At 64.4% G+C, this 12,073-nt stretch carries 11 protein-coding genes; 1 reads left to right on the top strand and 10 read right to left on the bottom strand.

Annotated elements, in window-relative coordinates; genetic code table 11:
• Positions 1-61: 61 nt before the first annotated feature.
• Complete coding sequence (locus tag V3C40_RS26275) at positions 62-2,500, top strand: hypothetical protein (protein WP_331778927.1); 2,439 nt, start codon at positions 62-64, stop codon at positions 2,498-2,500.
• Positions 2,501-2,505: 5 nt separating this feature from the next.
• On the opposite strand, the gene V3C40_RS26270 is transcribed toward V3C40_RS26275, so the two are convergent.
• From V3C40_RS26270 to V3C40_RS26225, 10 genes are all read right to left on the bottom strand, one after another.
• Entirely contained in the window at positions 2,506-3,459 is a 954-nt protein-coding gene (locus V3C40_RS26270; RefSeq protein WP_034759310.1) for a hypothetical protein, read from the bottom strand.
• Positions 3,460-3,683: 224 nt separating this feature from the next.
• Complete coding sequence (locus tag V3C40_RS26265; RefSeq protein ID WP_034759290.1) at positions 3,684-4,058, bottom strand: hypothetical protein; 375 nt, start codon at positions 4,056-4,058, stop codon at positions 3,684-3,686.
• 86 nt (positions 4,059-4,144) lie between these two features.
• Complete coding sequence (locus tag V3C40_RS26260) at positions 4,145-5,389, bottom strand: TerD family protein (protein WP_331778926.1); 1,245 nt, start codon at positions 5,387-5,389, stop codon at positions 4,145-4,147.
• Complete coding sequence (locus V3C40_RS26255; protein ID WP_128140107.1) at positions 5,386-6,372, bottom strand: HpcH/HpaI aldolase/citrate lyase family protein; 987 nt, start codon at positions 6,370-6,372, stop codon at positions 5,386-5,388. The genes V3C40_RS26260 and V3C40_RS26255 overlap by 4 nt, the downstream gene beginning before the upstream one ends.
• Entirely contained in the window at positions 6,365-7,471 is a 1,107-nt protein-coding gene (locus V3C40_RS26250; RefSeq protein WP_331778925.1) for a cysteine protease StiP family protein, read from the bottom strand. The genes V3C40_RS26255 and V3C40_RS26250 overlap by 8 nt, the downstream gene beginning before the upstream one ends.
• Entirely contained in the window at positions 7,468-8,220 is a 753-nt protein-coding gene (locus V3C40_RS26245; RefSeq protein ID WP_034759274.1) for an HAD family hydrolase, read from the bottom strand. Before V3C40_RS26245 ends, V3C40_RS26250 begins: the two co-directional genes overlap by 4 nt.
• Positions 8,198-9,355, bottom strand: coding sequence for a phosphoribosyltransferase domain-containing protein (locus V3C40_RS26240; RefSeq protein ID WP_331778924.1), 1,158 nt, complete (start codon positions 9,353-9,355; stop codon positions 8,198-8,200). The genes V3C40_RS26245 and V3C40_RS26240 overlap by 23 nt, the downstream gene beginning before the upstream one ends.
• Positions 9,352-10,389, bottom strand: a complete 1,038-nt coding sequence (locus V3C40_RS26235; RefSeq protein ID WP_331778923.1) for an ATP-grasp domain-containing protein — start codon at positions 10,387-10,389, stop codon at positions 9,352-9,354. The genes V3C40_RS26240 and V3C40_RS26235 overlap by 4 nt, the downstream gene beginning before the upstream one ends.
• Before the next feature lie 95 nt (positions 10,390-10,484).
• The gene (locus V3C40_RS26230; RefSeq protein WP_034759265.1) at positions 10,485-11,201 is read right to left on the bottom strand and encodes a TIGR00266 family protein; all 717 of its coding nucleotides are present in this window, start codon (positions 11,199-11,201) and stop codon (positions 10,485-10,487) included.
• 201 nt (positions 11,202-11,402) lie between these two features.
• Positions 11,403-11,978 (bottom strand): TerD family protein, encoded by a 576-nt coding sequence (locus V3C40_RS26225; RefSeq protein ID WP_034759261.1) that lies wholly within the window; start codon positions 11,976-11,978, stop codon positions 11,403-11,405.
• Positions 11,979-12,073: the final 95 nt, after the last annotated feature.

The following is a 12,073-nucleotide window of genomic DNA, read 5'->3' as shown; positions in this document are numbered from 1 at the left end:
TCGATAATGGTGCTAATAAATTCCTAGAAGCAACGGAATTCACCCGAACAAGCGAGAAATCATGCAAGCACAGCAAAATCAGCGCCAGGCCGCCTCCCTCACCGTCGCGTATTCCGCCGACGACGAGTTCGACCAGGACAGCATCGTCTCGCTGCATGATTTCAAGGACCTGGAAAGCAAGGCGGAAGCGCCTGCTGCTGCCATCGCGTCCGAACCGCAAGCCGAACCGCAAGCTGAACCGGCAGCCGAAGCCGACAGCAAGGCGCCCGCCGTCGAACGCCAGAAAATGGAATTGAAAGCCATCCACGAGGCGATTGCCCGCGTGGAAGCGGAAGCGAAAGCTACCTGCGCCGCCGAAAGCCGGGCGCTGGCCGAGGCGCGCGTGCGCTCGCTGGCCGAAGATCGCGCCGCCATCGACGCGGCGGCCGCCGCCGCCGCCCAGCAAAATGCGCAGGCAGCCGAAGAAGCGATTGCCGCCAACCGCGAACGTCTCGATACCATGCGCGCCGCCGCGCAAGCGAGCGTGGCCCGTCTGGAAGCCGTTAAGCAGGAGACGGCCGAACTGCGCGCCCGCGTGGAGTCCGATAACGAAATCCGCCTGGCCGCCGAACAGCGTTCGCGTGCCGAACAGGAAAGCCGCTTGCGCGCCAGCGAACAGGTGGCCGTGCAGTCGGAACTGGCCGAGCAGGCCGCCCGCGCCGCAGAAGAATTGCAAGTGCAGACGGAGCAGGCGCGCCTGCAAGCCGTCGAGCGCGTCGCCGCCGTGCAGGCGGCCAAGGAAGAAATGGTGGGCATCGCCTCGGCCGATGCACGAGTGGCCGTGCTGGCGCGTGAACGCGAGCGCCATGCGCACGGCGCGCGCCAGACTGCGCAGATGCTGGCCGAAGCGGAAAGCGAAGCGCTGGACTTGACGGTGCAACGCGAGCGCGCCGACCAGATCGCGCTGGAATCGGCCTTCAATCGCGCCGCCGCCGAAGTGCGCGCCCTGGAAGAAGCGCGCGCGCTGGCGCACCTGGAACAGGAACGCGAAGCCATTGCCTTGGCGCAGGCGGAATCGGAACGCCATGCAGCGCAATCGCTGCGTTTGCGCCTGCAGACGGAAAAGGAATTGCGTGACGCGGCCATCCACCGCGAGCGCCTGGAAATGGTCGCCGTGGCCAGCGCGCAGGCGCGCCGCGATGCCGACGTGCGCATCCTTGCCGCCACCGAGGCGCGCATCGAGGTGGACCGCCAGCTGCGCGCCGTGGCGCTGGCCCGCGTGGCCGCCGAACAGGATGCGGAAATCGCCGGCCACGCCAAGCTGGAAGCGGAAACGGCGGCCCTCGAAGAAACCAAGGCACGCGAAGCGGCCGAGCAGGCAGCCGCCGTGGCCGCCGCCCGCGAACTGGAAGAGCAGCAGCGCGCCGCCAGCCTGGCGCAGGAACGGGCCGAACTGGCGCGCCACGCATCGGAACTGGTCGCCAGCCAGAACGAAGCCGAGCAGGCCGAAGTCGATGCCGGCAAGGCGACATTGGCCGCGCAGGAGCAAACGTCGCAACTGGCGCAGGAAAAAGCCCGTCAGGCAGAGCAGCTGCTGCAAGCGGAGCAGGAACGCCTGGCCGCGGAACAAGCCGCCATCGCCGCCTTGAAAGAAAAACTGGAAGCGGAAGCGCTGGCATTCAACGCGGCGCAGGAACGCATCGCCGCCGAAGGCGCGCAAGCGGAACTGCTGCGCGGCCAGCACGCGGCCGAACAGGCTTTGCGGGAAGCGGCGCAAAAGGAAGCGGACGCCATCCGCATCCTGATGGACCAGGCCTTGGTCGAAGGCGAACAGAAAGCGGCTGCCGCGCAAGCCGTGCAGGCGCAGGCGCGCCTGGCCGTGGAACTGGGACAGGTGCATAGCGAGCGCGCCCGCGTGGAAGAAGACAAGGCGCAAGCGGCCGATGCGCTGCTGGCGTCCGAGCGCGATTTCGTCGCGGCCGAACGCGAGTCGCTGGCCCTGATCGCGCAAAAACTGGTACAGCAGCGCCAGACCAGCAGCGCCGAAGAGCGCGCCTCGCAAGCGATCGCCGGCCGCCTGGAAGCGGAAAAGCAGGCCACGGCAGCCGCCGAAACGCGCGCCGCCATGGAACAGCAGGCGCTCGACGCCATGCGCCAGCGCGAGCAGCTGGAACTGGCCGCGCAACAAGCGGCCAGCGAGAAACTCGACGCGCAGCAAGCCTTGCTGGCCAGCGCCCAGGCCCATGCGGCCCTGCAGCGCAAGGCGGCCGAGACGACGCGTGCGATGGCCGCCGCCAAGCAGCAATTGCTGGAACGGGAGCTGGAGCGCGCGCAGCAGCAGGAGCGCGAACTGGCCGCCCTGCGCGCCAGCCTGGAGCAGCCGCAAAGCGCGTTTTCCAGCTCCCTGACCGCCGCCCGCGCGAAAGCTGAACAGGTGAGCTCGGCCAGTCTGACGCGTGAAGTGATCGAGAGATTGACGCAGCCGAACGAGTCAGCCGGCGCCGTATGGCGTTCGCGCTAGAACGTTTAAAACTTCCTGCCCACGCCCACCAGCAGCACATCGGCATCGCGGTGGTAATCCGTTACCACCCGGTTCCACGCCACTTGCGCCAGCCAGTGGCGGTTGACGTGGTAGCGGGCCACGGCTGACAGCAAGCCTGTCAGGCGCGCGTCGTGGCCCTGGGTGTCGCGGCCGTCCCAGGCCACGTATGGCCCGGCACCCATGCCGAATTCCACCTTTTCATTGAGCGAGCGGATCAGCCACAGCTGGGCGGCCGCGCCGCGCCGGTGCGCCAGCGCCGTGCTGCCTTCGTCGATGACGGTGGCGCTCCAGTCCACGTATTTTCCCGCCGCGCGCCGGTATTCCAAGGTGAACGGGCGCGAGGATTCGGAGCGGAAGCTGTTGACGATGGTGTGGCCTGTCGATAGGGTCAAGGTGTCGTCATACGCCCAGTTCTGCAGGTGCAGCTTGGCGCCCGGCACGCCGTCATAGCGGTAGCCGGCGCCGATCAGCAGGTGCGTGGTGGTGTCCTTGCCGCTGGGACGGATACGGTTGACCTGGGCCAAGGCATACCAGCGGTTGTCGAACTGCCAGCGCGCCTGCAGGCTGGCGATGGAACCCCAGCCGTGGTCATTGTCGAAATTGTGCGGCGCTTCGTCCGTCTTGGCCGTGTCGAAGAAAAAATAGCGGCCGATGCCGGCGCCCAGCATCAGTCCCTGGTCCACGTTTTTCGTGCGCAGCCACACCTGGCCCGCCATGCCGTCGCGGTGATGGTCTTCCGGATGCCCCTCGTTGATATACGACAGGCTCACCGCATTGTAATTGCCCACCGGCTGCGTGTAACTGATGGCGCCGACAAAGGTGCGTTCATTGGTCGAGTGCACTTTCAGGGCGCCGGCCATGCCGGAGATATCCTGTGCCCGGGCAGACAGGGGGAGGGCGGCGGCCAGCAGGGCCAGGACGGTGTATGGCAGGCGCATGACGTTTCCAGTGACAGAGGTGAATACACGCTAACGGTCGTCTGGCGGAGCATCATGCGATTGCGCAAGCATCTTGCACATTGGCTACATTTATGGACTGTACTGGCCAGAACTCATCACAAGTGTATAAGAAAGTGAGAATGTGTGAGGCGCGCCAGCGATGAGGCGGGAGGGAGGCGCCGGCCTGGAAGGGCCGGCCGGCGCGATGCTGCGAAATTACAGTGTTACTGGCTCAATACGACTTTATCGGCAAAATATTCCGTCTCGCCGAAGCATTGCGTGGGTACGCCCTTGTGCTGGCTGTAGGTGACGAGGATGCGCTTGCCGGCGGCGGCCGTCAATTGCTTCGCCACGTCTTCATCGCGCACGCTGAACTGGAATTTTTCCGGAATGGTACCCGGCAGCGCCGTCAGCAGCAATTCCCCCTCCCATGTCTTGCAGATCCAGCCCCGCTTGGAGAACTTTTGCAGGTAGCCCGCCCGTTCGCCTTCCGAGTACGAGAAGCTGAGGGCCATCCACGTGTAGGCTGCCAGCAGCAGGAAGCCGGCCACGAGGAAGATGGCAAAGGCGAAGGTGACTTTTTTGGTCGTAGGGGTCATGTTGACTTTTATCGTTAAATTGAAGAAAACCCGGGGTCAGACCCGGCGGGTCTGACCCCAGCCTTCCGCTAGTGGTGTACGTACACTCAGTCTTTCCGTCCGGCTTTCCAGTTCAAGCCAAAGTTATATCTTTCGTCCATGGCCTGGTGCGCCGTGATTTTACCTTGGCCGCCGAAGTATTCCACCAATTTTGTCACCTGCAGGTTGCCGCCGTGGTTTTCCAGCATGGCGATGGCGCACATGGCGTGCTGGCTGTCGCTGTCGAGGCGCACTTCCACGGTAGGCTGGCCGGGAATCTCGATCGTCACGACGCCATCGGTGGCGGCCCAGTTCGGCACGCCTTCGTAGATGAAGGCGTAGACGAGCACGCGCTTGATCTGGTCGAAATGGGTGCCGTTGATGAAGATGTTTTCGCCGCTGCTGATGCTGCCCGTGCGGTCGTCGCCTTCCAGGTGGATGTACGGCGGACGGTCGTAGGCGCCCCAGCTGTTGCCCAGTGCCTGCACGGCGCTTTTGCTGCCATTGCTCATTTCGAACAGGCAGCCGATATCGAGGTCGATGCCGCCCGAGCGGCCGGCCGGCTTGTTGAACAGCTTGCCGAGGAAGCCCGTGTCCAGTTTCGATGCGGGCGCCTGGCCTTGCGACGCATTCTGGTTCCAGTTCAGGTTCACCTTGATGCGGCCATAGCCGCCGCTGTCGCGCTTGTCGAGCGAGATCTTGTCGCCGCGCTTTTCCAGGCGGATTTTCGACAGCGAGATTTTATTCGCCGGCGGCGGTGCCGCTGGTGCAGGCACGGAAGCCGGTGCTGGCGCCGGGGAGGACGCCCCCGCTTCGCTGCCGCCAAAGTGCTTCAGCAGCGCCGCCAGGCCGCCCGCGAAACCCTGGCCCACGGCGCCGAAGCGCCAGCTGCCGTCGCGGCGATACAGTTCGCCGATGATGACGGCTTTCTCGTCCTGGAAGTCATTGCCCGTGAAGGCGAACGTAGCCGCCTGGCCCAGCGCCATGCTGGAGTTGCCCAGCGCGCGCATGCTGCCCTGTTCCGTCGCCGCAGTAAACACCAGCTTGTCGATCGAGGCGGGCAGGCGGGAAAGGTCGACCTGGAAGGTGGAGCGGGGACCGTTCAGCTCCACCGTGACGGCGTTGTCCGGTGCGCTTTTCTGGTTGTAGAACACCATGTAGCGGTCGTCCGACAGCTTGCCGGCCGCATCGACGCCGAAGCAGCTGACGTCCACTTCCATCGAACCCGAAACGATATCGAGCGTGACGGCAAACGGGCCGTTCAAGCCCAGGTCCGCCAGTTTGCCTTTTTGTCCGCGTGTGAAATTGGTCATGGTCGTGCAATCCCTTCGTCGCTTGAGAGTTGAGTCAATGAGGTAGTCGGATGGTGCGCGGCGGCGCCATCGGCCGCATGGCGGATGCCGAACAGGCGCGCCTGCTCGATGATGCGCAGCGCCCAGCTGGAATGCGTAGCCACTTCGCACATCGATTCCTGCATGCGGAACACGGCCGGGCTGTCCGGGTCGATGATGCGCAGCGCCAGTTCGATGTCCGACTGCGCCACCTGGTAGTGGCGCTCGATCTGCGGCACCTGGTCCGGGTGGATGGCGGTCTTGGCGATCATGCCGTGCGCCATGTCCTGCGCCACTTCGGCGTCCAGCCAGCTGCCCTGCGACAGGTGCTCGAAGACGGGTGCCGTCAGCTGGAAGCCGTGCGGCTTGAAGATGGTGACCAGGCGGCCGATGACCTGGCCCAGCGGCGTCTGGTAGATGGTGCCGCTGGTGGGGCGGCGCAATCCCAGCAGGGCCAGCAGATCGTTGCCGCCGATGCGCAGGGCCAGGATGCGGCGCCGCACCTCCGGCGCGGACAGGATGATGCGGAACTGCTTCATTTCCTCGTCGTCGAACACTTCCGCCGTTTCCAGGGTCGGCATCAGCAGATGGTGCGTGTGGCGCACCAGCTCGAAATACGCGTTGAAATTGCTGCGCGTGGATTTCGGCAGCACGAAGCCGCTCAATTTGTCGGCGCCCGGCATGGCCAGCACGCGCGCCAGCACGTCGAGATTACGCACGCGCACGAAGCGCAAGGTATCCGAGTCGTCGCACATGTTTTGCAGCGCCAGCGACAGATTGAACAGCGCGTAACTGAGGTCGCGTTCGGCGATGGCGTCTTCGGTGCAAAGGATCACCGAGCGCAAATGGCTGAATTTGTCGCCATTGGCGATCGCCAGCAAATCCTTGTGCGTGGTCGGCACATACATGGAGGCGCCGAGCGCCGCCTTATGCTCGCTTTGTGGGTGTAGGGAGTTGTTATCCATCGACTGCGCTCCTGATAAGGGCGACCGCCTGGTAAGGCAGCGCCGGTTCTACTGTGACGGGTATGGCTTTTTCCTGCGCCAGAAGCAGCAAATGTGCCACGTCCGGCGCATTCGTGTCGCGCACGATCAGGCGCTCGGGCACGCGGCGCAGCAGCACGCGCGTCGCTTCGCCGATGCCGGGCTTGATCAGATTGATGTCGCTGATGCCGTATTCCTGCTGCGTAGCAGCCATGTAGGCTTGCGAGCGGGCCGCCATGGCTGGCGCATCGCTCGCTTCGGCCAGCGGCACGCCGCTGCTGGCGGCAATGGCCACGGCGTCGGCCACCAGGCCGTCGGCGAAAGCACGCGACTGGTCGTGCTGCTCGAATTGCGCGTAGTACACGCAGCCGTGGAAGTCGCCGGGGGCTATGGCTTCGTTGAGCACGGAGCGGCTCACGAGCCCCGAGACGGTGGCATTCAGAATGCTCGACGGGATCAGATAGTCGCTGGCCGAGGCGGCGCAGGCGGCCGTGCCGGCCAGGTCGGATAGCACGAACAGGCCGCCGTCGATCGCCGTGCCATGCGCGGCATTGAAGTCATTGACCGTCTGGCGCAGTTCGCGCGAAATCACGCCCTTGCCCGTCCAGCCGTCGACGAAGACGAGGGAGTCGGCCGCATGGCCCTGCGCCAGGATGTGCTGCAGGGCGTTCGCATCGATGCCGCGGTCGCGGATGATGGAGACGGAATAATGCTGGCATTCGCGCTGGAACACCTGGCGCAGCAAGTGGCCCAGGATGACGCCCACGGGCGTGCCGGCGCGCGCCAGCGACACCAGCGTGATGGAACCCGTGCGGCGCGCCGCGATCAGGGCGGCCAGGCGCAGGCAGTCGCGCGCCATCTGCAGGCGGTTGGCCGCAAACGCGCTCTGGAACAGGGCCAGGTAGGCGGGCGAAGGCAGGGATTCCGGCGACAGCATTTCGCTGTAGTGGCGCTGGCCCGACTGGATCAAGCGCTCTTTTTCGGCCAGGTCGAGGATGGGTTCTAGCGCCATCGGCGTGAGCAGGAACTCCACGTCTTCCTGGCGGTAGCTGCCGCTGAAATGTTGCGTGCCGCCGGTCATAGCGCCGCCACCGTGAGTGCCGCCAGCTGGGTGCCGTTGGGGATGATGGCGTAGTCGCAGGCGGCCATGAAGCGCGCGTCCGAACGGCTGTCGCCCATGCCGAAGCTGACGATGGGGCCATGTTCGGCTTCCAGTTCCGCGCGCAGGTAGGCGACGGCGCGCGCCTTGTTCAAGGTTTTCGGCAGCACGGCCAGGTTGTTGCCGTTGCGGTGGATGAAGTAATCGGAACCTTCGGTGGCGATCCACTGCTGCAGCACCTGCTCTTCGATGTCGGCCAGGCGTTCGCCGCGCGCTTCATGGTCCTTGACGACGATGTAGAACGGCGTGTTGTAGTCTTCGATCAGGCGCGCGCGCGAAGGCATGCCCGCCTTGGCCTGGAAATCGTCGATGATGCGCATGGCGTCCCGCAGGCCGGGCAAGGCTGTCTGCATGTCGTTCTGCATCAGGGCCAGCCAGCCCGCATCGAGCGCGCCGCCCGGCTGCAGCACGATGCCGCCGTAATCGAGCACGCTGTAGCTGGTAAACGGCAGGTCGACTCTGCGGAAGGCGTCGCCATTCCTCGCCGTGGCGGGTATCAGGGTCATGCCGCTTTGCGCGAATTCAAAGAAGGCGCGCTGGCGCGCCGTCGTAAACGAGCAGGCGTCGCCATTTTTCAAATAGGCGGCCGCTTGCAGGTCGGTCTCGCCCGGGCATTTTTTAGGGGTCTGGAACAGTGTGTCGTCCAGATCAACAAACAGGAATTTCTTCAATTTTGGTCTCTGACTGAAAGTGGAACAGGCGGCCGTTCAACTGGCCGGCGAGTTGCATGAGGGCCGGGCTGGCCGGGGTTTCATGGCAGATGAAAACGTGCTGGTACTGGCCAGGCGCCACGTTGTACAGGTAGTTGGCGATGCCTTCGCCGTAATTGTCGTCGCAGTTGACGATGTGGCCGACGGAACCCCACGACAGGATCGGCGAGCGCGTGGTCGACTGCACCACGACGTTCTTGCCCAGCGCTTCGAGTTCGCGCGCCAGCAAAAACGACGGGTGCATGAATTCGCCCGTGCCCAGCACGAGCACGGAGTCGCCGGCGCCGATTTCCTGCGCAAGCTGCACGGCCAGGCCTTGCGGCGGCGCCAGGGCGCGGCCCACGCCGATGCGGCCGAACGCGGGGCTGGCGCCCCGTTCCGCATTCGCCTCGAAGCGCTGCGCGCTGGCCGCCACGGGAGCTGGCGCAACGCCGGCCTGGAATGCATACTGGCCGGAGAGCGCCGCGCCGATGCTGGTGGGCAGGCCGAAACGCTCGCTCAAGCCCGTGTTGGCGGCCTGGCCCATGAAATTGGTAATGACGCCCAGGTGCAGTTTTTCCAGCTGCGGATAGCGCGCGCGGCACACTTGCACCAGATTGGCGAAGGTGTTGCCGGTCGACGCTTCATCGTCGATCAGCACCAGGCTGCGCGCCGTGGAAAACAGGGCGCTGGCCGCGTCCGATAAATGCAGGAACTGGCGCGGCGCGTGGCTGTGCGATTCCTCGAATTCGAAGAAGGGCACCGTGCCCACGCGGTAGCGCGAGCTGTGCAAGAACAGGGCCTTGCCATTCGGGTTGGCGCGCAGCCACGCCTCGAACACGCCCTGGCCCAGGCCGACGGCCGTTTCCGCCATGGCGATGAAGACGACGGGACCGGGCAGGCTGGGAGGAATCTGCGCGGCCAGGTCGTCGTGAATGGTTTGCATGGCGCGCGGCGTGACGGGCCAGTGCTTGCCCAGCACCTTGGACAGGAACAGGAAGCCGCGCTTGGCGTTGGCGCGCGCGGCAAAGCCGATCAGCCAGTCCAGCGGAAAGCGCGCCTCGTCCACTGTCAAGGTCAGCTCGCCCGTGGGCATCTGCTGCTTGACGATGTTCATGGCAGCTCCACGGCGTAGGCGGCTTCGCCCACGCGCATGCCTTCCTGGACGGCGGGCACGGTGAGCTTGTCAAAGCCCTGGTCGAAACCGGCCAGCGCCAGGTAGGGCAGGTTGGGGCCGGCCGCGCAAGCCATGCCGATGCCGCCCGACATGCGCGGGTTGATCTCCAGCAGCGCCAGGCCATTCGCGCCTTCGCGGAACTGGATGTTGAAGACGCCATTCAGGTGGTAGTCGCGTGCCAATTTCTCGCAGGCCGCCAGCAGGTCGTCGCGCAGTTCGATCAGCTGGCCGCTGCCGCCACCATGCAGCTTCTTGCGCGGCACGGCGCAAACGAGCTTGCCCTGGTCCGCCACGCAGTCGGCGCTGTATTCGTGGCCATCGAGGTATTCCATCAGCAGCAGGGTCTTGAACGATGCCATCTGCGCCAGGCCGTTGCGCAGCTCCTGTGCATTGATCTGGTAGGCGGCGCCGGCCAGCAGCAGCTGGGCGCTGGTGCGCTCTTCATCGAGAATGGCAAAGCCCAGGGCATACACGGATTCGGACGGCTTGATGCACAGTTTGCGATGCAGCGGCCGCAGTTCGGCGTAGGCGGCGTCGTATTCGGCGATGGTGGTCACGGCGCGGTAGTCGGCCGGGCGCGCCATCGGCAGATCAAGGCCGTCGCAGAAGCGTGCCTTGTCGTGCATCAGGGTCAGGGTCTCTTCGCTGGCCACGCTGAGTACGCGCGTGCCGATGGCGGCGAAGCGCGCGCTGGCGCTGCCGATCAGGCCCGCTTCCTTGCCGGGCCAGAAAATCGTGATGCCCCGCTCGCGGCAAAATTCCAGGCACCACTCGACATAATTGAGGCCCGTGAGGCCCGACGGTTCGACCGCGTATTCGTGGGCCGACAGGAAGGCGGCCGCGTGCGCGTTCGTATTGCTGCACACGATGTGATAGCGGGGCGTGCCGCCAGTGGCGGCCATATCGGCCTCGCGGATCAGACGCATGGCCGTGCCGACCGAGGAAAATGTTTTGTTGAACCAGACTCTTTGCATGTACGGGGACCGGGTGGAAATAGGGGAAGCCGCGCGCAGGTGCGCGCGCGGGGATTCTAAACGACCAGACTTAACCTGGCCTTAGAGGGAGGAAATCAGCCGGCTTTGCCCGACGCCGTCCACTTCAGGAACGCGTCGCGGTTGCGCGAGCAGATGAAGACCTTGCCCGAGCCGGAAAAGCGCAGCACGATGCCTTCGCCGCTCGTCACGCTGTTGACGATATTGCCGAGGAAGCCGCCGATACCGCCGCCGCTCGCGCCGCCGCCCGTGGTCACGGAAATCTCGTATTTCAGGCTGCTGTCCCAGCAGACGACGTGGGAATTGTCGATCACGACATCCTTGCCCGGCTCGACGTCGAGCTGGAACATGGAGCCGAAGCCCGACACCACCACTTGTCCCGTGCCGGCCGTCTCCATGACGAAGAAGCCGCCCGACTGGGCGAACAAGGCGTTGCCGATGCTTTGCGTGCGCACCTTCATTTCCGTGCCCGAAGTGGCGGCGACAAAGGCGCCGTCGTTGAGCAGGTACTGGCGCGCGCCCACGTCGACCACTTCGATGGCGCCCGGCAGGGTGGGCGAGAGCAGGCAGTCGCCGCTGCCGCGCACCGCTTCGATGTGCTGCTGGAAGAACGATTCGCCATTCGCGAAGCGGCGCATGATGGCGCTGCCCAAGCCGCCTGTCATCTTGCCTTTCAAGTCCAGCGCCGTCTCCATCATCACCATCGCATCGGATTCGCAATAGATGGTTTCGCCCTGCTTCATGCTGACGTGCAGGAATGGATCGACGTCGCCGGTGACACTAAATACTGGCATGATAAATCTCCAAAAAAAAGCCGCCTGAACTGTGCAGGCGGCAGCAATGATATGACATTAAGATAATTCACCTCGGAAAACCGTAGCGAGCAAGCTCGATTTCGGGTTAAGTCGCGCAGCTGTACGGAGGTACGGGACCGCCGAGGTAGCGAGCAACGCAGGCCCGAAAGTGAGCGGCGCAGTAGGTTTAACGAGCGTGAATTAGGCGTTGACGCCGAACGAACGGGCCAATGGGCCCAGGCCGCCGTTGAAGCCTTGGCCGATGGCCTTGAACTTCCATTCGCCGTTGTAGCGGTAGATTTCGCCAAAGATCATCGCCGTTTCCGTCGAGCTGTCTTCGGACAGGTCGTAGCGGGCGATTTCTTTTTCGCCTTCCGCGTTCAGGCAGCGGATGAAGGCTTTCGAGACCATGCCGAAGTTCTGGCGGCGCGCGTCGGCGTCGTGAATGGTGACGGTGACGCTGATGCGGTCGATGTCGGCAGGCACGCGCGACAGGTCGATTTCGATGCGCTCATCGTCGCCTTCGCCTTCGCCCGTGGTGTTGTCACCGGTGTGGACGACGGAACCGTCGGTAGACTTCAGGTTGTTGTAGAAGATGAAGTCAGAGTCGCCACGGACTTTGCCGTCGCTTTTCAGGAGGAAAGCACTACCGTCAAGGTCGAAGGTGGCGCCGTCCGTCGAACGAGGATCCCAGCCGAGGCCGACGATGATCTTCTTCAGGTTCGGTGCTTCCTTGCTCAGGTTGACGTTGCCGCCTTTTTGCAAACTGATTGCCATGTGGTGCTCCTTTTCAATAATTGACTCAAACATGCCTTCATGGGATGAGCGCCAGGGCGCTCGTGCCATTACTTTTTCAACTGGGGGCGAAACCC

It is taken from the genome of Janthinobacterium sp. LS2A, from assembly GCF_036543145.1.
GTDB lineage: Bacteria > Pseudomonadota > Gammaproteobacteria > Burkholderiales > Burkholderiaceae_D > Janthinobacterium > Janthinobacterium aestuarii.
This window is presented reverse-complemented; position numbering and strand designations above follow the sequence as displayed.